Raw genomic sequence first — 25,134 nt, forward strand, 5'->3', positions numbered from 1 at the left:
CTATTGCTGGCGATGATGAGTAAGGCGTTCAAATTCCTGCTGCATTTCGGCGCGTACCTCCGGCGGCACCATCGGGCCAAACGTGCTTAACCGATTTACGCCCTCGGCCAGACCGTAGGTGACCGTACCGGAAGGAAGCGTGCCGGCGGTGTACTGGGCCATCAGGGTTCGGTAGCACTGCCGGACGTCCTGAATCAACGAGGCGAGCACGTGGTTGGGGGCGATGTAGCGCTGGTCGGCAATGTAGCCAATGGCGTAGATGTTGGCCCGCTGCGCTTCCGTGATGACCGCCAGATTGTAGCTGTCGCCGGTCGTGTAGATCACGTCCACACCTTTGGCAATCATGCTTTTGGCGGCCCGGGTGGCACCCTCCACGTCGTTGAAATCAGGCACTTTCTCGACGATTAGCTGCGTGCGCGAATTTGTGTTTCTGACCCCCTCCTGGAAACCTTCCAACTGCTTGTACTCGGTCGGTTTGTCCGTCAGGATATAGCCGACTTTGCGGGTCTTGGACATGGTGGCGGCCAGTTTCCCGACGAGATAGCCGGCCGGTTTCATATCGTAGCAGATGGTCGTCTGGTTGGGGTGGACCGCTTCCCCGTTAAAGGAGATGAAACGCGTCTCCGGGTAGAGGGGAGCGATCTGGGTGAACGGCTCGGAAAAAATGACACCGTGACCGAAGATCAGATCATAGCCGTTGGAGGCGTACTGCTGCGTCACGGCGGTAATCTGTTCCGGCTTCAGATTGCTGGCGACTTCCAGGGAAAACCCGTACGTTTTCTTCAATTCCGTCAGGCTCTCCAGCGCACTGCTGTTCCAACCCTGGTCGTACGTGGGCCCTTCCAAAAGGAGCGCCACCCGCAGCTTGTGCTTGGCATTCCCAGTTTGGTTGAACTGCTGCAGGTGTGTCATGCTGGTCATAAACTGGCTGGTGATCAACAGGAGCAGGGCGATGACCAGACCCACGAACAGGGCGGAAAACGGCTGCAGTTTGGGCATGACTCGATCCTCCCTAAAAAACAAACGTAATTGAACACACTTCTACAACATAGGCCAAAAATCCTCCGTTTGGAAAAAAAGAGAAGGGACGGAGCAAAATGGTGCAGGTGTGGCGATGCGCATGTCCTGCCGGGTAAAACATGCGGCGGGGAATGGGGCGCGGCCGCTCGGGGAACGATAACGGGGAGCGCCGATGACACCGGCAATACGTTGGGCAAAGGAGGATATCATGGAAAAGGAGATTGTGGAAATTCCCCAGGTGGACATCCCGGACGAGTTCACGCAGGTGGAAATACCGGAGATCGGCGAGACGACGCCCCATCCGAAACCGGACAGCCCGTTGGCCACTGCGGGAGAGGCGGAACAGCCGATCGGTTTTACCACCGGTCGATAACGGACATGACGGGCAGTTCGACAAAAACAGCCAATTTCTTTCGTGGACAAGTCTCGCGTTTTTTGTAAAAGTAAAAAGAGAAAGTGCGAGACGGTTCAAGGGGGAAAAAGTGCGTGGCCCGTTTGTTGATTGTGGACGACGCGGCGTTTATGAGGCGGATGCTGGCCGACATGGTCGGCGACGTGCATGAGGTGTGCGGGGAAGCCGCCAACGGGATAGAAGCGATTGCCAAGTACAAGGAACTGAAACCGGACATCGTCACCATGGACATCAGTATGCCCGAGATGCAGGGCATCGAGGCGATGCGGGAGATTCTGGCGTACGACAGGGAGGCACGGGTGCTGATCTGCTCTGCGATCGGCCACCGTCAGAAAGTGCTGGAAGCGATGAAGTCAGGCGCGCGGGACTTTCTCGTCAAGCCGTTTCAAAAAGAACAGGTGATGGATGCAATTTCGCGACTGCTGTAAGGAGATACGGCCGCCTTTCGTAGAGAAGTCGGCCGTTTTTGAATGGCTCGGTGCTGTTCGGTTCTCACCTTCGCTTCTAACTGGATAACTTCTTGAAAAAACAGAAAATTCAATATATTGTTAAGGCAGCGGGACAGAATTGAGGAGCGGAGGGTGGAGGATGCATGATTGAGGAAAGCGTTTCGCTCAGCATGTGGAAACGTTTTGTTCAAGAAGGCGTATTGGACTCGGCGCGACTCAACAAACGAATCTCGGAATCGTGGCATCGTTGCAAGATCGGGAAAGTCAATCCGTACGAAGGAAAAGGGAGGAAGGTCCTGAAGGGGGAAGCCTGGGAACTGCAAAAGGAAAAAAACCGCCGCCTTCTGGAGTTGACCTTGCCGCAGATCAGCAGGCTGTCTCCGTTTATTCGCGATGTCGGGATGATTGCCCTGGTGATCGATCCGGAGGGCTACGTGCTCAGCATGCAGGGAGAACAGCGAACGCTTCAGGAGGCGCACGCCATCAATTTTCGGGAAGGTGTGCGCTGGACGGAGGACGAGGTGGGCACCAATGCGATCGGCACGGCGCTCATGGCGGGCGAGCCGATCATGGTCAACGGTACGGAACACTACTCCGTCGCGTCTCACTCCTGGAGCTGTTCGGCGGCACCGATCCGGGACGGAAACGGAACCTTGATCGGGGTGGTGGATGTTTCCGCTCCGTTGGCCCGCAGCCATCCCCAGATGATGGCCACGGTCTCTTCGCTGGCTTTCTTGATCGAGCAGGAGTGGATGAAAGAGCGGCAGCGGGATGACCTGGAATTGATGCGGTTGGCGGTGGAGGAGCCGGACGAAGAAGAGCGCCTCTGGGTGGTCTGCAATCAGGATCAGCGGGTGGTGTACGCCAGCCGCAGCGTCCGGCAGGCGATGCGCGGCTGGGCTGAAGCGCCCCGTGAACAGGTGCGGGAATCCGGCTTTCGGGAAGGCATTCAGATTCCCCTGTACTCGCTCAGGCACGGAGGGCTGATCGGTTACCGGATCGAACTGCTCCGCAGCGAGTCCCGGGTCCATCTGCACGGGACAGGCCGTGCCGTCTCCGGGCTCCTGCAGCAGGCAACCGACAGTGCCGTCTCCGGGTTCCAGCAGCAGGCAACCGGCCGTGCCGTCTCCGGGTTCCAGCAGCAGGCAACCGGCCGTGCCGTTTCCCGAGTTCGGTTTCGCGGAGAGGCAGGCACGAGCCGCGCCTTTCAGTTTACCCTGCGCGAAGTCGAACGGATTGCCCCATCGGACGGCACCGTTGTCATTTATGGAGAAAGCGGCACGGGAAAGGAATTGATCGCCCGGGCGATTCACGACAGCAGTCCGCGGGCGGAGGGGCCGTTTGTGGCGGTGAACTGCGGAGCGGTGCCGCGCGAGCTGATGGAAAGCGAATTGTTCGGGTACGCCGAGGGCGCCTTTACCGGAGCCAGGCGCCGCGGTTACAGCGGGAAGATTGTTCAGGCGGACGGCGGCACGTTGTTTTTGGATGAGATCGGCGAGATACCGCATGCGATGCAGGTGGCGCTGTTGCGGGTGCTGCAGGAACGAAAGGTCACCCCGATCGGAAGTGCGGAGGAGATTTCGGTGAACGTTCGCGTCATCGCCGCCACGCACCGCAACCTGCGTCAACTGGTGAAGGAAGGAGCGTTTCGGGAGGACTTGTATTACCGGCTGCACGTGCTGCCGATCACGGTTCCGCCGCTGCGGGAGCGAAAAGAAGACATCCCGTCTCTGATCCGTCACTATTGCAGTCAGAACGGCTTCGCGCTGGAACTGCCGGCAGATGTGATGGAGGTATTGCTTGCCTATGACTGGCCGGGGAATATCCGGGAACTGTTCAACGTGCTGGAACGGATGAGGGTGTCGCCGCGCGAAGAATGGAAGCGCTTTCTTTTAGAGGCGGTGCAGCCGGAATGTTCTCCGGGTCTGCCACCGCAATCCGCAGCGCCATCCCCTTCCCCTCGTCCGCTCACGTATCGGGAGCAGTTGGAGCGAAACGCGATCGTCCGGGCGTTGGAAAAGAGCAACGGGAGCGCTTCCGTGGCGGCGGAGATGCTGGGGATTCCGCGCAGCACGTTTTACCGGAAGCTGAAAAAATATCAGTTGTAGGCGCAAGGAGGAACCTAATGAATGACATGCCTGTCATCCGCATGCTGAACACGGCCGCATCCATCCAGACCGGAGACGTTTTAATCCCGTTTGGCATCGACGAAGCATACGCCCGGCTGGCGGCGCGGGAAACAGAAGCGGTGCCGCCGCTGGTCCATCTCTGGAGGCACCGGCGGGCGATGGTGCTGGGAGCGCAGGACGCCAAGCTGCCGAATGCAGCGCTGGCCGTCCGACTGCTGCGGGAGCGGGGGTGCCAGACGGCTGTCAGACACTCGGGCGGAGCGGCGGTTCCGCTCGACGGCGGGGTGGTGAACCTGTCTTTGGTCATGCAGGCGCCTGCCCATGATCTCACCCCCGAACCGCATTTCGAGCGCATGGCGGCCTTGATTCGAGCGGTCCTTGGCACGACGGGACAGCGGGTGCAAACAGGCGAAGTGGAGGGAGCCTACTGTCCCGGTTCGTACGATCTTAGCATCGACGGTCTCAAATTTTGCGGGATTGCCCAGAGGCGGCTCTCGCGCGCTGTCATCGTGCAGGCGTTTGTTCTGACGGAAGGGAGCGGCTGCTCGTACGGTGAAGCGGCGCGAGACTTTTACCGGATGGCTGGAAAAGGTGCACCGGCAGACACCTTTCCCCGTGTGGTGCCGGAGCGCATGGCCAGCCTGAGCGAACTGGGCATGAGCGGGGGCGTAGACGCATTTGTCGGGCGGGTGCGGGACGTGCTGGCAGGGCTGGGAACGGTGGAGGAGATGAGCGCCTGCCCCGCCTCGCTGGAAGCAGACGCGAAACGGTCGCTTGCCTCGTTGAAGGAGCGAAACGGCAACGTCGGTTTGTTGTGAACCGGCGTTTTTTTATGTCCGCACGCGCACAGCGCATGAGACAAAACGGGACGATTTGGGAATGTGTCTCATCCGGTGCCGCTCGCTGCGGACGCGGGGATATGCGGAATAGGGAAAAATCCGCATCCGATTGCTGTTTGCACGAGACGTAAACGGCTGGCACGGTGGTTGCAATTCAGACAGGAGGCAAGAGCGGTTTTTGCTGCCGACAAATCACGATGGGAGGCGTAAGCGATGAAAGCGACACAAGCGGAAGCACAGGTACTGTCCCGCGAACAGGCGAGATGGATGTACCGCAAGATGGTGGAGATCCGGAAGTTTGAAGACGCGGTTCACCTGCTGTTCGGGCAGGGCAAACTGCCGGGTTTCGTTCATCTGTACGCAGGAGAAGAGGCGATCGCGGTAGGAGTTGGCGCCCATTTGAACCAGCAGGACAGCATTACCAGCACGCACCGCGGCCACGGTCACTGCATCGCCAAGGAATGTGACCTGAACGGCATGATGGCGGAGCTGTACGGCAAAGCCACCGGCCTGTGCAAAGGGAAGGGCGGCTCGATGCACATCGCCGATCTGGACAAAGGCATGCTCGGCGCAAATGGAATCGTCGGAGGCGGATTCCCGCTCGCCTGCGGAGCGGCGCTGACGGCCAAGCTGAAAAAGAGCGGCGCGGTCAGCGTCTGTTTCTTCGGAGACGGGGCCAACAATCAGGGAACGTTTCATGAAGGACTGAACCTGGCGGCCATCTGGAAGCTGCCGGTCGTCTTCGTGGCGGAAAACAACGGATATGCAGAGGCCACCCCGTTCACATACGCCTCAAGCTGCACCCGTATCGCTGATCGTGCAAGCGGTTACAACATGCCCGGCGTGGTCGTTGACGGCAAGGATGTGCTGGCTGTCTACCGCGCGGCGGGTGAAGCGATCGCCCGCGCCCGCAGAGGCGAAGGTCCCACGCTGATCGAGTGCATTACCTACCGCAATTACGGCCATTTTGAAGGTGATGCCCAAAAGTACAAAACAGAGGAAGAGAAGGCCGAACATCTCAACGAACGGGATGCGATCGCCCTGTTCCGCAATCACCTGCTTGCCACGCAGACGCTGACGGCTGATGAGATCAACGGCATCGAGCGTGACGTGGACGCAGCCGTGCAGGCGGCGATCCGGTTCGCGGAGGAAAGCCCGTATCCGGATGCGAGCGAACTGTTGACCGACGTGTACGTGTCCTACTAAGAAAGGAGGATGAACATGACGAGAAAAATCAGCTTTTCTGCCGCTGTCAACGAAGCGATCAGGCTGGCCATGCGGGCTGACGAAAACGTCATCCTGCTCGGCGAAGACGTGGCCGGAGGTGCGCAGGTGGACCATCTGCAGGATGACGAAGCCTGGGGCGGCGTGCTCGGTGTGACCAAGGGACTGGTGCAGGAGTTTGGCCGTGAGCGGGTGCTGGACACGCCGATTACGGAAGCCGGCTTTATCGGAGCTGCGATGGGAGCCGCGGCAACCGGCCTGCGCCCGATCGCGGAACTGATGTTTAACGACTTTATCGGCAGCTGTCTCGACATGGTGATGAACCAGGGGGCCAAGTTCCGCTACATGTTCGGCGGCAAGGCGCAGGTGCCCGTCACGATTCGGACCATGCACGGCGCGGGCTTTAGCGCCGCCGCCCAGCACTCCCAAAGCCTGTACGCAATGTTTACCCACATCCCGGGCATCAAGGTGGTCGTCCCGTCCACCCCGTATGATGCCAAAGGGCTGCTGCTCGCTTCCATCGAGGACAACGACCCGGTGATTTTCTTTGAAGACAAGACCCTGTACAACACTACCGGTGACGTGCCGGAAGAGTATTACACCCTGCCGCTCGGCAAGGCGGACATCAAACGCGTCGGCAGCGACGTGACGATCGTGGCCATCGGCAAGCAGGTCCACACGGCGCTGCAGGCGGCGGAGCGACTGGCCCAAAAAGGCGTCGAGGCAGAAGTGGTGGACCCGCGCACGCTTTCGCCGCTGGACGAAGACACCATCCTCGCGTCGGTCGCCAAGACCAATCGCCTGATCGTGGTCGACGAAGCCAATCCGCGCTGCAGCGTGGCGACCGATATCGCGGCCTTGGTGGCGGACAAGGGCTTCGATACACTGGATGCGCCGATCAAGCGGATCACCGCGCCGCATACTCCGGTGCCGTTTTCGCCGCCCCTGGAGGAGTTGTATCTGCCTTCGCCCCAGAAAGTGGTGGAGGCCGTCTCGGAACTGATCGGTGACGCGTCCATCGCGGCGGTGACGTAATCGCTGCCCGATGGCGGAAAAGCCCGCTGGCCGTCCTGATCGCGGGAGTGAGCGGGACCGGTACATGGTTGTTTGCCCAGGAGCATTCGGTTCGGTGCGGCAGCCGCGCCGGGTGCTCCTGGCTCGTTTTTGGGTGACGTCGAAGCAGGGGGAGGAGAGATCAGCATGGCACATGAAGTGATTATGCCCAAACTGGGCATGGCGATGGTGGAGGGGACCGTCATCGCCTGGAAAAAACGAGTGGGCGATGCCGTGAAAAAGGGGGAGGGCATCGTCGAGATCAGCTCGGAAAAAATCGAGATGGAAGTGGAAGCACCGGCCGATGGCATCCTGCTGCGCATTGACGTAGCTGAGGGGGGTGTCGTTCCCTACGGTACCGTGCTGGGTGTGGTAGGCCAACCAAACGAGACGATAACAGAGGTGCCGGCAGCTGGTGCTGCACAGGTGGAAGCGGCCGCTTCGCTGGCGGCTGCAGAGCCGGTGACGACTGCGACTGCCGCGCCGGGAGCACCGGCGACAGGAAGGACACCGGCGGCAGGTTCGGCCCTGTCGCGGGAAGGCGTCAAGATTTCGCCAGTGGCCCGCAAAATGGCCGAAGAGGCTGGACTGGACTACACGCGCATCGTCGGATCGGGTCCGCAGGGACGCATTACCAAGGAGGATATCGAGGCGGCGCTGGCGGCGCGGGAAAACGCAGCAAACGCGTCGGCCGGACAGGTTGACGCGGAGCCGGTTGGGACAATGAGCGCCGAACGCATTCCGGTGGCGGGCATGCGCAAGGTCATTGCCGAGCGGATGAAACACAGCCTGATGCAGAGCGCCCAGCTCACCATAACGATGCATGCCGATGTGACCGACTTGCTGCGGATGAAGGAACAAGTAGCTGGCGAGCTGCAGGAGCGCTGCGGGGTGAAGCTGACCGTCACCGATTTGATCGCCAGGGCGGTCGTGCTGGCCCTGTCCCGCCACAAGGACATGAACAGCGCGTTTCTCGGCGATCACATCGAGCGGTACGAGGAGATTCATCTGGGCATTGCCGTCGCTCTGGAAAAAGGACTGGTGGTGCCAGTCATCAGGCGGGCCGGGACGCTGTCGCTGGCAGAACTGTCCGGAACAATCAGGTCGCTGGTGGATCGCGCCCGCCAAAACCAGCTTGCGCCGGATGAGATGAAAGGCTCCACCTTCACCATCACCAATCTGGGCGGATACGGCGTGGACACCTTTACCCCGATCCTCAACCCGCCGGAGACGGGGATTCTCGGTGTCGGGGCCGCAAAGGATACGCCTGTCTTTGTCGGCGACGAACTTGTGCGGCGAAGCATGCTGCCGCTCTCGCTCACCTTTGATCACCGGGTGCTTGACGGCGCTCCGGCAGCGGCATTTCTGGCGACGGTGAAGCGCTATCTGGAAGAGCCGTACAACCTGCTGCTTTAGGGAGGACATCACATGCAAAACGTTGCGATTATTGGCGGAGGTCCGGCAGGGTACGTGGCGGCAATCACCGCCACGCGCCTGGGGAAACGGGTGTTTTTGATCGAAGAAAAGGAATTGGGCGGCACTTGTCTGAACGAAGGCTGCATGCCGACCAAAGCGCTGCTGGAGTCGGCAGAGATGTACCAGCATGTTCAGCGTGCCGGCCGCTTTGGCATTGACGTGCCGGCGGAAGCAACAAGCGTCAACTGGAAAAATGTGCAGGCGTACAAGCAGGGCATTGTGCGCAGGTTGACCAGCGGGGTTCATCACTTGATGAAGAAAAACCAGGTGCAGGTCATCCGCGGGAGGGCGTCCTTCATCGACGAGCACCGGCTGCTCATTGAGCGGAGTGACGGTGAACAGCGGCTGGAAGCGGACCGCTTTCTCATCGCCAGCGGCTCGGAGCCGATCGCCCTGCCGTTTGCGCCGTTTGACGGCGAGTGGGTCCTGCACAGCGGTCATGCCATGTCGCTTGACGCCGCCCCGCCCGTCCTGCTGATCGTGGGCGGCGGCGTGATCGGCTGTGAATTTGCTTCGCTGTACGGGCGGATGGGGAGCAGCGTGATCGTCGTCGAAATGGCAGACCAACTGCTGCCTGGCGAAGACGCAGACATCGCCGCCGTCCTGGAGCGGGGATTGAGGCAAGCGGGGGTCACCGTTCATTTGGGCAGCCGTGTGGAAGCGCTGGATCACGCGACGAAAACAGCGCGGGTGCGTACACCGGAGGGGGTGATCGAAATTGCCGCAGAGGCTGTTCTCGTGGCAATCGGGCGCAGGCCCCGGGTGGCCGGTCTGGGGTTGGAACGGATCGGGGTGCGCGTCACTTCGCGCGGGGTCGAGGTGAACGAGCGGATGCAGACCAACCTGCCGCACATTTTCGCGGCGGGCGATGTGATCGGGGGAATTCAGCTCGCGCACGTGGCGTTTCATGAAGGAGAGGTGAGCGCCGTCAACATCTGCGGAGGGGACCGCAGCGTCGATTATCGCGCAGTGCCACGCTGCATCTACACCTCGCCGGAAGTGGCGTCGGTGGGACTGACTGAGCGGCAGGCGCGGGAAACGTACGGCGAGATCCGGATCGGCGAGTTTCCCTTTGCGGCCAACGGCAAGGCGCAGATTTTGCAGGAGACAGCCGGCAAGGCAAAAGTCTTGATCGAACCTCGCTATCATGAAATCGTGGGCATTTCCCTGGTGGGACCGCGGGCTACTGAGTTAATCGGTCAGGCTTCGCTGATGCTGCACACGGAAATGACAGCCGAGGCGGCGGAAACCCTGATCGCGCCCCATCCGACACTGTCCGAAACGCTCTGGGAGGCAGTTCGGGGCGGGATCGGCCAGGCTGTCCATGCATGACGTCAGGCAGGTATCGCTGCCGGGCGGGCATTGCGGTGTCTCGCTATCTTTTGTTCCGCCTCGTTCCACCTTTCCGGTATAATAGAACTACGTACACATGGTCGGCAAAGAGGTGGAACCGTGCCTGTTCAACCTGATTACTTTCAGAAGTACCAACATGCGGATATTGAAGAACTGGCGGACATCATCGGGGATCTGTTGCAAAACCCGATCACGATCGAAGACGCCGACCACAGGCTGATCGCCTACAGCTCCCACGGCGAAAGCACCGACCAGGCCCGTTGGTCGACGATCATGGGCCGGCGGGTGCCGGAACACGTGCTGACCCGGTTGTGGAAAGACGGGGTGTTTCAGGAGCTTTTGACCAAGGACGACCCCGTGCACATCCCGGCAAAAGACGAGGTGGGGCTCGGCAAGCGGGTGGCGATTGCGATTCGCCGCGGCAGCGACGTGCTGGGATACATCTGGGCCCAGGAAGTAAACCGCCCCTTGACCGAGGAAGACGACGAAATATTGCGACAGGCGGCGCGGGCAGCGGTGACCCGGCTGGTGCAGCGGCAGGGAAAGCGGAAGGCGGAGGAGCGGCGGCGCAAGGAGTTTCTCTGGGAGTTGTTGTTGGGCAATCACACCAGTGACGCGCTGATTCGGCAAAAAGCGGAAAGCCTGCAGATGAAGCTGCCTTCCTCCTACCTCATCTGCGTCATCGAGGCGGCCGGAACGGGGCTGGAGCAGTACCTCTACCCGCTTTTGATGCGCGACAAGCTGCTGTGGGTGGTGGATGACGGACAGATCGTGCTGCTGATCGGTCTTTTCGGTCGAGGCAAGGAAGGGAAAGACGAGCTGCTGCGCAAAACCGAGCAGTTTCTGGCCGACTCGCTCAGCAAGCTGGTGACCCACGTCCGCGAAGGCCAGGTGACGGCCGGTTACGGCTGCGTCTACAGGGCCTACCCCGACATCGTAAAAAGCTACCGGGAAGCGCTCCACGCGGTTCGGGTAAAGCGGCTGTTTCCGCGTGAGACAGAAGGAATTCACGGGTACCACGAACTGGGCATCTACCGCTACCTGCTGAAACTGAAGGAGTGGGACGAAGAGCAGGGCTACCAAAACGACCGGCTGGCCCGGCTCAAGGCGTATGACCGGGAAAACCAGACTGCGCTGATGGAGACGCTGGAGACGTACCTGGACGCTGCCGGCCGGTCCAACGTCACCGCCCAGCGGCTGCACATCCACATCAACACGCTTGGGTACCGCCTGCGCCGGATCGAGGAGATTCTGCGAGTCGACCTGGAGGACATGAATCAGCGCGCCGCGTTGTATCTGGAACTGAAAATGGATAAGTTGGACCAGGAACGCTAGTTCGTTTGTGAAAATTCACAAACAGAGCGGCAAAAGATTAAGGGAATCCCCAAGGAAACGCGTTTTGAAAACGCTGTACAATAGCAGTAACTCGTTATACGGCGTTGCGAAGGAGGATAACCAGCATGATTGTAGGGATTCCCAAAGAGATTAAAAACAACGAAAATCGCGTAGCCATTACCCCTGCCGGCGTGGCTGCGCTGGTGCAAAACGGCCACACGGTTCGCATCGAAAACGGTGCCGGCCTGGGCAGCGGCTTTACCAACGACGATTACACGGCGGTAGGAGCGGAGATCGTCGCCACGGCAGCGGAAGCGTGGGCAGCCGATATGGTGATGAAAGTAAAAGAACCGCTTCCGTCCGAATACGGCTACTTCCGCGAAGGCCTGGTCCTGTTCACCTACCTGCACCTGGCGCCGGAACCGGAGCTGACTCGCGCCCTGATGGAGAAAAAAGTGGTGGCGATCGCGTATGAAACCATTCAATTGGACAACGGTTCACTGCCTCTCCTGATGCCGATGTCCGAAGTGGCCGGCCGCATGTCCGTGCAAATCGGCGCGCAGTTCCTGGAGAAACCGTACGGCGGCAAGGGCGTGCTGCTCGGCGGCGTACCTGGTGTGCAAAAAGGTGAAGTGGTCATCATCGGCGGCGGCATCGTCGGCACCAACGCTGCCAAAATGGCAGTCGGTCTGGGCGCCAACGTCACGATTATCGACGTGAATGCTGATCGCCTGCGCCAACTGGATGACCTGTTCCAAGGTCGCGTGCAAACCCTGATGTCCAATTCGTTCAACATCGCCAACGCCGTGAAAAAGGCGGACCTGCTCATCGGCGCCGTGCTCATCCCTGGTGCCCGTGCACCTCGCCTGGTGACGGAAGAGATGGTCAAAACGATGGCACCGGGCTCTGTGATCGTCGACGTGGCGATCGACCAGGGCGGTTCCATCGAAACGATCGACCGCATCACCACGCACGACAACCCGACCTACGAAAAACACGGCGTGATCCACTACGCGGTTGCCAACATGCCGGGCGCGGTGGCGCGCACTTCCACGCTGGCACTGACCAATGTGACCGTGCCGTACGCTGTGCAGCTTGCCAACAAGGGCTACCGCCAAGCGATTCTGGACAACCGCGCGCTGGCCAAAGGGGTCAACGTGATCGAGGGGAACGTGACCTACAAGGCCGTCGCCGAAGCGCACAACCTGCCGTACGTCTCTATCGACGACGTGCTGCTGGTGAAAAACTGACCGGGCCGGGACGATCCCAGCCGACACAGCAAAACCGTGACCAACTGCCTGCCCTGCCAATCGGGGCAGGCAGTTTTTTTGTCGGGAGATCGGGTTTAAGAGAATACAGGCATAGGGAATGAGGATACTAGTTGCTAGAGGGGCCGGCTGCCTGCAGACGGGAGGAGTAGGAACCGAAACAGCCGTCTGCTGCCAATGGACCAGGGTCTATCCTCGTATCGCGGCAGAAGTTTTTCCGTAACCGAAGGGAAAGGGTACTTCTCTCGTAGTGCGCACCCTTTTGCAAATATGGTATGCTACTAGGCAGTAGAACGAGTGAGGAGTGCAGTGATGTATCAACTGGTCAAAAAATTCCTGTTTAAGATGAGCGCAGAAGAAGCGCATGAGAAGACCATACACCTGCTCCGGTCAGTGGAAAACTCCGCACCGGGCAAAAGCATCCTGAAGATGGTGTATCAGTTCCGCGACGAACGTCTGGAGACAACGCTCTGGGGCATTCGCTTTCCCAATCCAGTCGGCCTGGCCGCCGGATTTGACAAAAACGCCGAAGTCTATCACGCGTTGGCTTCGCTGGGCTTTGGATTCGTGGAAGTGGGCACAATCACGCCGCAGGGACAACCGGGCAATCCGCAGCCGCGGCTGTTCCGCCTGCCGGAGAAGCAGGCGGTCATTAACCGCATGGGGTTCAACAATTACGGCGCCTACACCGCCTCGCAAAACCTGTTGGACTACGCCTATGCCGACATCCCGATCGGCATCAACATCGGCAAGAACAAGCTGACGCCCAATGAAGAAGCGGCTTCCGACTACAGCAAGTGCCTGGACCTGCTCTATTCGTACGGCCATTATTTTGTGATCAACGTCAGCTCGCCCAACACGCCCAACCTGCGCGACTTGCAGGAGGCCAACAGCCTGCGGTCCATTCTCCGCGAAGTGAAGGCCAAGGCGGCCGAACTGGAGATGCGCGGCGCCAAGGCGAAGCCGATCCTGGTGAAGGTATCGCCCGACATGGCGGACGAGCAGATGAGTGACGTGGTCAGGGCCGCGGTGGCTGAAGGGGCGGCCGGCATCATCGCCACCAACACCACACTGTCCCGTGATGGGGTGGAAAACCACCCGTACGCAGAAGAAGCGGGCGGCTTGAGCGGAAAGCCGCTGGAGGAGCGGTCCACCGCCTGGGTGAGAGAAATTTACCAGGAAGTGGGGGACAAGGTGCCGATCATCGGAGTGGGCGGCATCTTCACCGGTGACGACGCCTACCGCAAGATTCGCGCCGGCGCCAGCCTGGTGCAGGTGTACACGGGAATGATCTACCGCGGGCCGGGTATTGCGCGGCAGATTAACAAACGGCTGGTGCAGCTGTTGAAGAAGGACGGGTTTGCCCGCATCAGCGACGCGGTAGGCGTGGACGCACGATAGATAGCGCACCTCGGAGACGATTCTCCCCTCTTTTGCTTTCGCGGGGGCTCGTTTATAATGGACGCAAACGTCCAAGATGGAAAGGAAAAAAACCGAATACAACGGAGCTAGGTGCCCTTATGCGGATAAGGGGTAACAGGGAATCGGGTGAAAATCCCGAGCGGTCCCGCCACTGTAACCAGGGAATTCTCTTTTGACAGGCCACTCGCCGCTCGCCGGACGGGGAAGGCAAAAGAGCGTGATGATCTGGAAGCCAGGAGACCTACCTAGCTGCCGCACCCAACAGCCTTCGAGGAAAGGAGAGGTGAGCCCAGGCAGTACGACTGTTTTGTTTGAGGAAGTAGTCGTCTATTCACATTGCGCAAAGCTCATCCGGCCGGATGAGTTTTTTTCTTGGACGTTGGATGTCGAACCAGATAGGGAGAGGATGCTCGATGAGCCGTTCGCGTTCGTTGATGAGCGGAATGCTTGTGACCGGATTTGTCATGTACTTTCTGCTGAATGAGCCGGAGACCGGACACGCCATGCACATCATGGAAGGCTTTTTGCCGGTGGAGTGGGCGCTGTTCTGGTGGGCCGCGTTTCTGCCCTTTTTCCTGCTGGGCCTGCGCTCCATCAAGCGGCTGGTCCAGGATAACCCCGAGTTGAAGCTGCTGCTGGGGGTGGCGGGGGCGTTTGCCTTTGTTCTGTCCGCATTGAAAATTCCGTCTGTGACCGGGAGCAGTTCCCACCCGACCGGGACCGGCCTGGGAGCCATCCTGTTCGGTCCGCTGGTCATGTCGGTGCTGGGCACCCTGGTGCTGCTGTTCCAGGCCCTGCTGCTCGCCCACGGCGGCTTGACCACGCTGGGGGCCAACGCGTTTTCCATGGCAGTGGTCGGGCCGTTTGTGGCCTACGGGGTGTATCGGCTGGTGCTGCGGGCCAACGGCGGCCAGCGGGTGGCAGTGTTTCTGGCGGCTGCCCTGGCCGACCTGACCACGTACGTGGTGACGTCACTGCAGCTGGCGCTGGCGTTTCCGGCAGCATCCGGTGGTGTCGCCGCCTCGTTCGCCAAATTTGCCGGCATCTTCGCGCTGACGCAGGTGCCGCTGGCCGTAAGCGAGGGACTGCTGACGGTGCTCGTCTGGAACTGGCTGCAGTCGTACAATGCAAAAGAACTGTCGCAACTGCCGCTGCTCAAACGGGAGGGGATGTAAGTGAAACGCTGGTCAAACTGGGTGCTGTTGCTGCTGGTGGCGTTGTTGGCCGTGCTGCCGCTGATATTGGTGAAAGATTCGGAGTTTGGCGGAGCGGACGGCGCGGCGGAAGAAGCGATCAAAGTAGTGGCCCCCGACTATGAGCCCTGGTTCCAGCCGCTTGTGGAGCCGCCGGGCGGCGAGACGGAAAGCCTGCTGTTTGCCGTGCAGGCCGCGCTGGGCGCCGGATTTATCGGATATGCAATCGGCCTGTACCGGGGTCGGTTGAACAACGGCAAAGAACAATGATCGACCAGTTGGATACGCTCGCCTACACCAACCGGCTGCGCCGCCTGTCCCCCGGCTGCAAGCTGCTGTTTGCCGTGGCGCTGATGTTGATCGTCCTGGTCAGCCATCCGCCCGTGCAGATTGCCGCCTTTGTCTGGATAAGCATCTGGATTGTCGCCTACGCCCGCATTCCCTGGCGCGTCTACCTGGTCGGGCTCGTTCTCGCATGTTCGTTTTTGGCCGCGGGAATGCCGGCCCTGTTGGTGGAAGCGGCGCCTTCGTCCGGGTGGAGCAGCGGCGCCAATGTCCTGGCCGCCTGGCAGTGGGGAGGCTGGGTGATTTATGTGACCACGGACGGCGTCGCCCGGGCAGTGACCCTCATGTGCCGTTCCCTCGCGGCACTGTCCTGCTTGTATTTCGTGCTCTTTACCGTGCCGTTTGCCGAACTGCTCCAGGTGCTGCGCCGCATCGGCCTGCCGGCGGTGCTGACCGATCTGGTGATGCTTATGTACCGTCTGGGGTTTGTGTTTCTGGAAACGGCAGCCTGGCTGCGGACCGCGCAAATCGCGAGGGGCGGCTATCAGGGGATTCGCGCGGCGCTCCGCGACACCGGCAGGTTGGTCAGCCGGCTGTTTGCACGTGCGATGCTCCGGTATCGGCAGCTGTACCTGGGCATGATGGCGCGAGGTTTCACGGAGGACTTTCGCGTCGTCAGCCTGTCAACACATGTCCGCTCCAAGCGGCACGAACGGGAGGCACTGGTCGGATGTGTGCTGCTGGCGGCATGGGAATGGTGGATCGGAGGATGAGACGTGACAACGCATGTGCTTGAGTTTGCCGATGTGCATTACACCTATCCGGGCGCCGCTCAGCCTGCGCTCAACGGCGTGACAATGGCCGTGCCGGCAGGCCGGCGATGTGCGCTGCTCGGCCGCAACGGCTGCGGCAAGTCGACGCTGTTTTTGCATGCAAACGGCATTTTTCGCCCGCACAAGGGACAGGTCCTGTGGAAAGGCGTGCCGATCAGTTCGCGGCGGGCAGATCTGCAGGCGCTCAAACGAAACGTAGGGCTTGTGTTTCAGGACCCGGAGCAGCAGTTGATCGCTGCCACTGTCGCCGAGGATGTGTCGTACGGGCTGTGCAATCTCCATCTGCCGGAAGCGGAGATCAGGGAAAAAGTGCGGCGGACACTGGAGGCATTCGGCCTGAGTGAGTGGGCTGACACTCCGGTGCATCATCTGAGTCTCGGCCAGAAGCGGCGGGTGGCCCTGGCCGGCGTGATGGTGATGGAACCGGAACTGCTGCTGCTGGATGAGCCGACGTCCTACCTGGACCCGTGGCAGACGGAGGCCTTTGTCCGTCAGTTGGAGCGCATCCACGCAGCAGGCACGACAATTGTAATGGCGACGCATGACCTGGATTTCGCATACGCCTGGGCGGACTGGGTGTTTGTGATGGATGCGGGGCGGCTTGTGCTGGCAGGGGAGCCGGAGCGTGTCTTTGCCCGTCGGGACATCCTGGAGGTTTTGCAGTTCAAACGGCCCGCCGTGCTGGAACTGTGGGAATCCCTTCCCGGCCATGTGAAAGAACGGCTCGGCCCCGGCCTGCCCAAGACGACGGGCGAGCTGGCGGAGCGGCTGCGTTTGTTGTAGCGTTGTTTGCCCCTTATCCGCGTCGCGTTTTGGAGCGGACGCATTCGACTACTTTGCTGGTTGTCAAGAGAGCGAGCGGGCACCATCACACATGACTGATTTTGCCTGCAAACAAACTGAGACCGAGGCACAATGCCTCGGTCTTTTTGTTGCTTCTGTATTTGCGGCGGATTCGGTTTCTCGCGGTTCCAGATTGGAGGATTGCCCGAGCGCTTGGCTTACAGATCGTAGTACAGTTCGTATTCCTTCGGATTGACGGTGCGCTCCACTTGTTGGATTTCGTCGCGCTTGAGGGCGATCCAGGTTTCGATCACGTCGTGAGTGAAGACGCCGCCCTCCAGCAGGAAGTCGTGGTCGCGTTCCAGCGCGTTCAGCGCTTCTTCCAGCGAGCCGGGTGCGCTCTTGATCTCATGTTTTTCTGCATCGGTGAGGTCGTAGATGTTGCGGTCAACCGGCCCGAATCCCAGTTCGCGCGGATCAAGCCCGCGCTTGATTCCGTCCAGACCGGCCATCAGCATGGCGGCAAAGGCCAGGTACGGATTCGCCGTGGAGTCCGGGGTGCGAAACTCGATGCGAGCCGCTTTCGGCGTCATGGCAGCCACCGGGATGCGGATGGCAGCGGAGCGGTTCCCTTTGGAGAAGACCAGGTTGACCGGCGCTTCATAGCCGGGCACCAGCCGTTTGAACGAGTTGGTGCTCGGATTGGTCAGCGCAATCAGGGCCGGGGCGTGATACAGGATGCCGCCAATGTAATAGAGCGCCATTTGGCTCAGGTTGGCGTAGCCGCCTTTTTCGTAGAAGAGCGGTCGCTCGCCGTCAAACAGGCTTTGATGCACGTGCATGCCGCTGCCGTTGTCGCCGACGATCGGTTTCGGCATGAAGGTGGCCGTCTTGCCGTGTTTGGCCGCCACGTTGCGGACGATGTACTTGAACAGCAGCAGGTTGTCAGCCGTGCGCGTCAGGGTGTCAAAGCGGAAGTTGATTTCCGCTTGCCCGGCAGTGGCCACCTCGTGGTGATGGCGCTCCACTTTCAGGCCGGCTTGGGTCATGAGTGTGCACATCTCATTGCGGATGTCCACCTGTGTGTCAGTCGGCTGCACGGGGAAGTAGCCGCCCTTGTTGCGCACCTTGTAGCCGAGGTTTTGCCCTTCCTTCCCGGTGTTCCAGAACGCTTCCTCGGAGTCGATATGGAAGAAGGAACCGGACGGTCCGGAAGCGTAGCGGACGTTGTCAAACAGGAAAAATTCCGATTCCGGGCCGAAGTAGGCGTCGGTGGCCAGGCCTGTCTGTTTCAGGTAGCGTTCCGCCTTCAGGGCGATGCCGCGCGGGTCGCGTTCGTAGGGAGTGCCGTCGGGATTGTAAATGTCGCAGACGATGTTCAGCGTTTTCGCTTCGACAAACGGGTCGATAAATGCGCTGGCGGGGTCGGGCATCGCCACCATGTCGCTGTCTTCGATGCCTTTATACCCAACCAGGCTGGAGCCGTCAAAGGCGACGCCGTTGAGGAAGGTCCCTTCGTCAACCGCATAGGCGGGGATGGTCACATGATGCTGGCGGCCGGACAGGTCGACGACGCGAAAGTCAACATATTCGATGTTTTCTGATTCAATCAGGGAAAGAACTGATTTCATATCCATTTTGATCACTCCATGGCGAATATTCTTAGGTGAAATTTGTGTTAATGTTCGATTTTTTAATTTCATATTAGCGATTATAGTGTTTGGATTTTTGCGCTGTCAATAGGTTTTATGACGCATAATGTTAGGTTTTATTACATAATAGTGCGGGGTATCGCATCAGCTTCCGTTTTATTAGAATGGAGACAGACTATTTTGAACTAAGATGGGGAGGAAATGCGGATGAACGTATTGGTCTTGGGAGCAGGTGCGGTGGGCGGTTATTTTGGCGCCCGATTGGCGGAAAAAGGGGAAAATGTTACCTTCCTCGTGCGAAAACGTCGGCAGGAACAGCTGTTGAAGCGGGGCCTGCGCGTACAAAGCGTGCACGGCGACATTCATCTCGACCAACCGCAGTTGATCGTCGCAGGTGAAGCAGCAGGGCCCTTTGACGTGGTGATCCTGTCCAACAAGGCCTATCATCTGGACGACAGCCTGGAGTCGATTGCTCCGTACGTGGGCGAACAGACGGTGGTGATACCGCTCTTGAACGGGATTGCCCACATGGAGCAGTTATGGGCGCGTTTTGGACGGGAGCGGGTCCTCGGCGGTCTCTGTTTTATCGAGACGACGCTGAACGAGGATGGCGATGTGGTGCAGACCAGCCCGACGCACGAAGCGGTGTTCGGCGAGTGGGAAGGCGGGCGAAGCGAGCGGGTGGACGCGATCGAACGGGCTTTTGCCGGGACGGCGGCCACGATCAGGGCGAGCGCCAACATCCAGCGCGACATGTGGCACAAGTACCTGTTCATCACCACCTTGTCGGGCATGACCACGTTGATGAACGCAGCGGTAGGGCCGATCCGCGATGCCGTCTACGGGATGGAGCTGACGCGCCAACTGGCCGAAGAGGCGGCCGCCGTGATGCGCGCGCTGCATGCCCCGATCGACGAAGACATCGTCGAGAAGCAGATGAAGACGTTTCAAAATCTGGGCTACGGAATGAAGTCCTCGATGCTGCGCGACATGGAAAAAGGACTGCCGGTGGAAGCGGATCACCTGCAGGGCTACCTGCTGCGGCGGGCGGAGGAACTGGGTGTGGCCGCGCCGCTGCTCAAAGTTGTGTACAATAATCTGAAGGTTTACGAACGGAAGCGGGAAGCAGGCAAATAAGGTATAATAGTAACGGTTTGTTTATTTCGAGAGGAGGGGTACACATGGAAGTGATCAAGATTTCCCCCCGCGGATACTGTTACGGCGTCGTGGACGCCATGGTGCTGGCGCTGAAAACGGCGCAAAATTTTGACCTGCCCCGACCGATTCACATTTTGGGGATGATTGTACACAACGCCCACGTCGTTGAGGCGTTTGAAAAACTGGGTGTAAAGACGCTGGACGGCGAAGACCGGCTGGCGCTGCTCGACAAGATTGACAAGGGGACGGTGATCTTCACCGCGCACGGCGTTTCCCCCGAAGTGCGGAAAAAGGCGCGTGAAAAGGGCTTGACCGTGGTAGACGCCACCTGCCCGGACGTCACCAAGACCCATGACCTGATCCGCGAAAAAGTGGCGGAGGGGTATCACGTCATCTACATCGGCAAAAAAGGGCATCCGGAGCCGGAGGGAGCTGTCGGCATTGCTCCCGACAGGGTGCATCTGGTGCAGACCGTGGACGAGATCGAGGCGCTGAATCTGCCCGTCGACAAACTGATCGTGACCAACCAGACGACGATGAGCCAGTGGGACGTCAAACACCTGATGGACGCGATCATCAAACGCTTCCCGCAGGTGGAGGTCTACAACGAAATCTGCCTGGCCACACAGGTGCGCCAGGAGGCAGTCGCGGAGCAGGCCGGAGAGGCCGATCTCTGCATCGTCGTCGGCGACCCGCGCAGCAACAACTCCAACCGGCTGGCGCAGGTGGCGGAAGAGATTGCCGGCGTGCCGGCCTACCGCATCGCTGATTTGTCCGAACTGAATCTGGAATGGCTGAAAGGAAAGAAAAAGGTGGCGGTCACGTCCGGTGCGTCCACGCCGACGCCGTTGACCAAAGAGGTGATCCAGTTCCTGGAGCAGTACGACGAGACAAAGCCGGAGACCTGGGAGAAAAAGCGGACAGTCAACATGGAGAAAATCCTCCCGGCAGTGAAGCAGTAAAGCGGGCCGCTGCCGACGGAGACGAGAACTGTCACCACAAGAAATTACCGCGTTTCCGACATCTGAACCCAAGCGCAATTTGGCCGAGGAGACGAGCGGGCACGCTCGTCTCTTCGGCCTGAACCAAAGGAGAGCTTATGTCTGAAGCACTGACCAGTCAAGCGAGCGACGAACGCGGGGCACAGCGCATCCACCTGAACGCATTTTACCTGTTTGCCTACTACGGATTCGGCTCGTTTTTTCCGCTCATTACCCAGTACTACGATTCGATCCGCCTGACCGGAACGCAGATCGGCGTGATCAGCGCCGTGACACCGGTGATTTCCATTGTGACACAGCCGCTGTGGGGCATGATCTGCGACCGCTTTCACATCCGCAAGCAGGTCCTGATGCTGACCCTGGCAGCAGCGGGGGCGATCGGGCTGCTGTTTCCCGCCGTTTCCACGTTTGCCTGGGTGTTTTTGCTCTACATCGCCATGTCCGTGTTTCAAAGTGCGGTTGTACCCGTGTCGGACAGCCTGGCACTGGGGTATGCGAAACGGCACAACATCCAGTTCGGCGACATTCGCATGTGGGGCGCAGTCGGGTTTGCCCTCGCCGCCTTTCTGACCGGGTTGGCGGTGGAACAATGGGGGCCTGCCGCCATTTTTTACTCGTACTGCGGCGCCTACCTGATCGCCTGCCTGTTTCTGCGCCAGATTCCGGAACACACGGATGCGGCGCCGTTTACCGTGAGTGTGTTCAAGGGACTGACTCAGCTGATCCGCCTGCCGCGGTTTGTCCTGTTTCTCTCGGCTACCTTTTTTATCTTTGGGACGATCAATGCCCATAACATCTGGTTTTCCCTGTACTACCAGCACATCGGGGGAACGGTGGCCGGCGTGGGTCTGGCCTTTCTGCTCTTTGCCGGCAGTGAGGCGCCGTTTATGAAAGTCGCCGGTTACTTTGTGCGCCGCTGGGGGCTGGAGCTGACCATTCTGCTTTCGAGCACGGTCTCCGCCCTTCGCTGGCTCTGGTACAGCACGGCTCCCGACACGACCTGGGTGATCGCCCTCTTTTTCATCCAGGGTCTCTCCGTCGGATGTTATCTGGCCACGGCAGCGCAGTTCGTGCGGGAAAACACGCCCGCTTCCCTGCAGGTGACCGCGCTTGCCATCTACGCTTCCATCGGCAACGGGCTGGGCTCGATGACCTGCAACCTGGTGGGCGGATGGATCAAGGACACGTTTTCCATCCTGGAGACGTACCTGTTTTTCGGTCTGGCCTCGGTGGCCGGACTCATTCCGCTGCTGATCATCCGCTTTGGGCCGTGGAAGCACGCTTCGGCCGAGCAGCAGGAACAGTTCACGTCAGGACAGCTTAGTCGATAATCAGCAGTCCCTGATACCCTGTTTCCGGATAACCGGGCGTATCCGAGACAAACGGATAGCGCCCTTTTTTGCTGGCCGTAAACTGGAGCGTCGTCGACTGGCTCGGTTTCAGATCGGCGGAAGAGATGTTCAGCTCGCGAATCACCAGGTTGTGGGGACGGGTGTCCGTGTTGACGACCGTCAGGGAAACGGTCTCTCCCTGGTGAAAGACGAGCCGGTTGGGCAAAAAGCCGGCGCTGGCAATGGTGACGGTTTGCACCCGTTGGGCCGCGACCGGGGAGGTATTTATGCGGTAGTGGTCATGCAAGGCTAATAACCCCGATATCAGCGCCAGCGCGATAAACGGATAGCGAAGCTGCCTGAAACGGTGACGAGTCATTACACTTCAGCTCCTTCGCGTGTGCATGATCTGTGCTGTTACTATTATCCTGTCCTGGCCTGGGCGGGGATAAACACAGCGATGGTGCGCAGAGGATGGCTGATCCGAGCGCGAAAAAAGCCCTGCTCCCAACATGATGTCGGGATCAGGGCTTTTGCTGTCATTGACCACGCTTGCCGGCGATCATTTCAGAGGTTCTCAATGATTTGCGAAACGTCTTCGTGATTTTTTGCGCGCCAGCCCTCCATGTCCGAATGCCTCCAAGATTGATAGTGCGATTCTATTTCCTTCCTTTACTGTACCCACCATTTACTAAAAGGGCAAAAACACCTCTTATGTTTTACGATTTTATACAATGATCGACAAATAATGGAGAGCCATTATATTGAAGCAGTATAACAATCTGGATATAATTTTGCAAAAAATATGAATTGGGAGTGATTTGGTTGGCAAATAACCAAATTCCACGGAGAACCATTGGGGATTTGCTGTCCCTTTACCGCAGACAAAACAACCTTTCATTCGCACAGGTTGAGGCGCAGACTGGAGTAACAAAAGGGGCGCTATATAAAATAGAAAGCGGGGAAACGAAGCGGCCTGAATATAAAACAGTTAAGGCATTAGTGGCCATCCTGCCTCAGCCCTTTGAGGAAATCATTGAGTGTTATGTGGAAGGAGAACAACGGCCAGATACGTTGTATGAGGTCCTGCAGGATGTCATTCAACGAGGCGACAACATTCCGCTGTTGGAAAAAGTGGCCGTCAAGTTCCTGCAATCTCCCCAGGCAGACACCTATACAGCGTTGGAACGGCTGTATCACCTCGCTGACACCACCACCAATACCGAGCTCAGCCTGCCGCTTTTCAACACTATTGTCAAATACGCGAGAGAACACGGAATCCCACAGTATATTGCCAAAGGGCTGCTCAAAAAATACCTGATTGAAAGGTATGATTTGAAGCGGTTGGACGATTCATTCAGGCTTGGCGAAGAAATTATGCATTACATTGACTTTTTAACCCCAGACGAACAGACGATTTATTATTTTAGGATGGCGCTCCATGCCCACAACATTCAGCAATACGAACGGTGTATTGAATATTGTGAAGCGGGCCTTAAATTGAAAACGGCTGAAACGGAACTGACAGCCAGGGCGTACTTGGCCATGATCAACTCATTTTATTGGTTGGGGGAGTATGACGCTGTTGAATCCCACTTGCGTGTGTTTGAAAGGTTTGATTACGAATTTGTTGCATATACAGCCAAGTTTACGTATGCGATCGTAAAAGCACGCAAAAAAGAATATGATGTGGCTGTTCCCGTGTTGAAAGAGTGTTTACGCGAGGTTAGCCCGGATTCTCGCATTCATGTTGTGAATGAACTGCTGGACATTTATCTGCAGACGAACAATCATCATGAAATTGCCGAGCTGCTGAGAAAGGAAAAAGAAATTCTGCCGGAAAATCCGCAAACACCCTATAAACATCGGTCGATTGGAAGATACTATCGCTACAAGGGAGAGTTTCAAATACAGACAGGCTCCCTCGATGAAGGGATTGACAGTTATATTGACGGATTGTTCGCTTACGGAGAGGTGAATGCCTATGATGAAATAACGGAATCATTGATTCTTTCTCAGTTTTATTTGTTGGAAAAGTATATGGATTATCATGATCTTACGAAAATGAAAGACTTGTATGATCGGATAATGAAAAAACAGTTGTCAAGAGCAAGTGTGACCAATGAGAAAACCATAAGGGAAAACCTTATGCACCACAATAATGTCGATTCCAGGGAAGTAACCCGTTCCTGAATTGAATAAACGACTTTACGTGCTCAGAAAGGAAACTATTGATCGTGTATTTGCAGATCTAAAGGAGAAGCATGGTTAAAAACTCCCTCGACTGCACTGGCAACGAGGGAGTTTGTCTCTTCAGTCTGAGCCCTGCTCCAAGATGGCGGGATCAGGGCTTTTGCTGTCATTGTCCATGCTTGCCGACGATCATTTCGATCGCTTCGCCGCTGCAAGCGCAGTGTTTTCATCCACTTTTGCCGCTTCATCCAATGCCTGGACGTTCAATCCGTTGTCGACAAACGTGCGGCTTTCTGCCAGTCGCTGAACCTCGGCGGCATACACAGCCGTTCGCTCCTGTCCCGGATCGGGGGGAGAAGCGGTCAGCTGTGCTGCGGCAGCCGATGTGATTCCAACCGCAGCGACAATGACGGCACTTGCTGCGAATCCGAAAGGTTTTTTCAAGAAGCCGTCAACTCCTTTTTATCGCTCGGATGTCCCGCTCTAGCCGGGATGTTTGCGGTAAGGTGAGCGGAGAAGAAACCTGCCTTTCCTGCTTTCCAGCAACATTCGCTGACGCTCCACGATGTACCTGTCCAGTTCCTGGCTTACACGCAATACAGCACAATCCGTCAACGATCCTTTTTGTTTGACAATCTCATTCAGTTGTTTTTGGAGGTTCTCAATGATTTGCGAAACGTCTTCGTGATTTTTGGCGCGCCAGCCCTCCATGTCCGAATGCCTCC

At 58.4% G+C, this 25,134-nt stretch carries 24 protein-coding genes and 1 riboswitch; of the genes, 19 read left to right on the forward strand and 5 right to left on the reverse strand.

Translation table 11 applies throughout. The features are described 5' to 3' along the window. Positions 1 to 999 (reverse strand): BMP family ABC transporter substrate-binding protein, encoded by a 999-nt coding sequence (locus ETC00_RS14500; protein WP_171566791.1) that lies wholly within the window; start codon positions 997 to 999, stop codon positions 1 to 3. 229 nt (positions 1,000 to 1,228) lie between these two features. Here ETC00_RS14500 and ETC00_RS14505 point away from each other — a divergent pair, with 229 nt between their 5' ends. From ETC00_RS14505 to ETC00_RS14575, 15 genes are all read left to right on the forward strand, one after another. Then, complete coding sequence (locus ETC00_RS14505) at positions 1,229 to 1,393, forward strand: hypothetical protein (protein ID WP_171566792.1); 165 nt, start codon at positions 1,229 to 1,231, stop codon at positions 1,391 to 1,393. Between the two features lie 113 nt (positions 1,394 to 1,506). Further along, the gene (locus tag ETC00_RS14510; RefSeq protein ID WP_171566793.1) at positions 1,507 to 1,860 is read left to right on the forward strand and encodes a response regulator; all 354 of its coding nucleotides are present in this window, start codon (positions 1,507 to 1,509) and stop codon (positions 1,858 to 1,860) included. A gap of 164 nt (positions 1,861 to 2,024) precedes the next feature. After that, the gene (locus ETC00_RS14515) at positions 2,025 to 3,989 is read left to right on the forward strand and encodes a sigma-54-dependent Fis family transcriptional regulator (RefSeq protein ID WP_171566794.1); all 1,965 of its coding nucleotides are present in this window, start codon (positions 2,025 to 2,027) and stop codon (positions 3,987 to 3,989) included. Between the two features lie 17 nt (positions 3,990 to 4,006). Further along, positions 4,007 to 4,828, forward strand: a complete 822-nt coding sequence (locus ETC00_RS14520) for a lipoate--protein ligase family protein (RefSeq protein WP_171566795.1) — start codon at positions 4,007 to 4,009, stop codon at positions 4,826 to 4,828. Between the two features lie 234 nt (positions 4,829 to 5,062). Continuing rightward, complete coding sequence (locus ETC00_RS14525) at positions 5,063 to 6,055, forward strand: thiamine pyrophosphate-dependent dehydrogenase E1 component subunit alpha (RefSeq protein WP_171566796.1); 993 nt, start codon at positions 5,063 to 5,065, stop codon at positions 6,053 to 6,055. A gap of 15 nt (positions 6,056 to 6,070) precedes the next feature. Further along, on the forward strand, positions 6,071 to 7,108 hold the full coding sequence (locus tag ETC00_RS14530) for an alpha-ketoacid dehydrogenase subunit beta (RefSeq protein ID WP_171566797.1): 1,038 nt from the start codon (positions 6,071 to 6,073) through the stop codon (positions 7,106 to 7,108). 165 nt (positions 7,109 to 7,273) lie between these two features. After that, entirely contained in the window at positions 7,274 to 8,542 is a 1,269-nt protein-coding gene (locus tag ETC00_RS14535; protein WP_171566798.1) for a dihydrolipoamide acetyltransferase family protein, read from the forward strand. Positions 8,543 to 8,554: 12 nt separating this feature from the next. Then, positions 8,555 to 9,934 (forward strand): dihydrolipoyl dehydrogenase, encoded by a 1,380-nt coding sequence (lpdA, locus tag ETC00_RS14540; RefSeq protein WP_171566799.1) that lies wholly within the window; start codon positions 8,555 to 8,557, stop codon positions 9,932 to 9,934. A gap of 120 nt (positions 9,935 to 10,054) precedes the next feature. Continuing rightward, a complete protein-coding gene (locus tag ETC00_RS14545) occupies positions 10,055 to 11,290 on the forward strand; it encodes a PucR family transcriptional regulator (RefSeq protein WP_171566800.1) in 1,236 nt (411 codons plus the stop codon). A 125-nt stretch (positions 11,291 to 11,415) separates the two neighbouring features. After that, entirely contained in the window at positions 11,416 to 12,540 is a 1,125-nt protein-coding gene (gene ald / locus ETC00_RS14550; protein WP_171566801.1) for an alanine dehydrogenase, read from the forward strand. 330 nt (positions 12,541 to 12,870) lie between these two features. Continuing rightward, entirely contained in the window at positions 12,871 to 13,959 is a 1,089-nt protein-coding gene (locus ETC00_RS14555; RefSeq protein ID WP_171566802.1) for a quinone-dependent dihydroorotate dehydrogenase, read from the forward strand. 92 nt (positions 13,960 to 14,051) lie between these two features. Next, positions 14,052 to 14,243: riboswitch (cobalamin riboswitch) on the forward strand. A gap of 150 nt (positions 14,244 to 14,393) precedes the next feature. After that, positions 14,394 to 15,155: an energy-coupling factor ABC transporter permease gene (locus ETC00_RS14560; RefSeq protein ID WP_171566803.1), complete on the forward strand. Its 762-nt coding sequence runs from the start codon at positions 14,394 to 14,396 to the stop codon at positions 15,153 to 15,155. Beyond that, entirely contained in the window at positions 15,156 to 15,443 is a 288-nt protein-coding gene (locus ETC00_RS14565) for an energy-coupling factor ABC transporter substrate-binding protein (RefSeq protein ID WP_171566804.1), read from the forward strand. Further along, complete coding sequence (cbiQ, locus tag ETC00_RS14570) at positions 15,440 to 16,231, forward strand: cobalt ECF transporter T component CbiQ (RefSeq protein WP_171566805.1); 792 nt, start codon at positions 15,440 to 15,442, stop codon at positions 16,229 to 16,231. The genes ETC00_RS14565 and cbiQ overlap by 4 nt, the downstream gene beginning before the upstream one ends. 3 nt (positions 16,232 to 16,234) lie before the next feature. After that, positions 16,235 to 17,074: an energy-coupling factor ABC transporter ATP-binding protein gene (locus ETC00_RS14575; protein WP_171566806.1), complete on the forward strand. Its 840-nt coding sequence runs from the start codon at positions 16,235 to 16,237 to the stop codon at positions 17,072 to 17,074. Positions 17,075 to 17,292: 218 nt separating this feature from the next. On the opposite strand, the gene glnA is transcribed toward ETC00_RS14575, so the two are convergent. Continuing rightward, the gene (gene glnA, locus ETC00_RS14580) at positions 17,293 to 18,711 is read right to left on the reverse strand and encodes a type I glutamate--ammonia ligase (RefSeq protein WP_171566807.1); all 1,419 of its coding nucleotides are present in this window, start codon (positions 18,709 to 18,711) and stop codon (positions 17,293 to 17,295) included. 222 nt (positions 18,712 to 18,933) lie between these two features. Between glnA and panE the strand changes: the two genes are divergently transcribed. From panE to ETC00_RS14595, 3 genes are all read left to right on the forward strand, one after another. Further along, positions 18,934 to 19,863, forward strand: coding sequence for a 2-dehydropantoate 2-reductase (gene panE, locus ETC00_RS14585; protein WP_171566808.1), 930 nt, complete (start codon positions 18,934 to 18,936; stop codon positions 19,861 to 19,863). Between the two features lie 44 nt (positions 19,864 to 19,907). Beyond that, positions 19,908 to 20,846, forward strand: a complete 939-nt coding sequence (locus ETC00_RS14590; protein ID WP_171566809.1) for a 4-hydroxy-3-methylbut-2-enyl diphosphate reductase — start codon at positions 19,908 to 19,910, stop codon at positions 20,844 to 20,846. A gap of 137 nt (positions 20,847 to 20,983) precedes the next feature. Then, positions 20,984 to 22,216 carry an MFS transporter gene (locus ETC00_RS14595; RefSeq protein WP_171566810.1) on the forward strand — a complete coding sequence of 411 codons (1,233 nt, stop codon included), beginning with the start codon at positions 20,984 to 20,986 and terminating at the stop codon, positions 22,214 to 22,216. Here the strand turns inward: ETC00_RS14595 and ETC00_RS14600 are convergent. Continuing rightward, positions 22,206 to 22,595 (reverse strand): cupredoxin domain-containing protein, encoded by a 390-nt coding sequence (locus tag ETC00_RS14600; RefSeq protein ID WP_171566811.1) that lies wholly within the window; start codon positions 22,593 to 22,595, stop codon positions 22,206 to 22,208. The two genes, ETC00_RS14595 and ETC00_RS14600, sit on opposite strands and share 11 nt — an antisense overlap. A gap of 446 nt (positions 22,596 to 23,041) precedes the next feature. Here ETC00_RS14600 and ETC00_RS14605 point away from each other — a divergent pair, with 446 nt between their 5' ends. Beyond that, positions 23,042 to 24,409 (forward strand): helix-turn-helix domain-containing protein, encoded by a 1,368-nt coding sequence (locus tag ETC00_RS14605; protein ID WP_171566812.1) that lies wholly within the window; start codon positions 23,042 to 23,044, stop codon positions 24,407 to 24,409. Between the two features lie 189 nt (positions 24,410 to 24,598). Here ETC00_RS14605 and ETC00_RS14610 read toward each other — a convergent pair whose 3' ends face one another. Further along, on the reverse strand, positions 24,599 to 24,853 hold the full coding sequence (locus tag ETC00_RS14610; protein WP_171566813.1) for a hypothetical protein: 255 nt from the start codon (positions 24,851 to 24,853) through the stop codon (positions 24,599 to 24,601). 39 nt (positions 24,854 to 24,892) lie between these two features. After that, a complete protein-coding gene (locus ETC00_RS14615; RefSeq protein ID WP_171566814.1) occupies positions 24,893 to 25,120 on the reverse strand; it encodes an aspartyl-phosphate phosphatase Spo0E family protein in 228 nt (75 codons plus the stop codon). Between the last annotated feature and the right edge of the window lie 14 nt (positions 25,121 to 25,134).

The sequence above is a fragment of the Brevibacillus sp. MCWH genome (assembly GCF_013096935.1).
GTDB lineage: Bacteria > Bacillota > Bacilli > Brevibacillales > Brevibacillaceae > Brevibacillus > Brevibacillus aydinogluensis.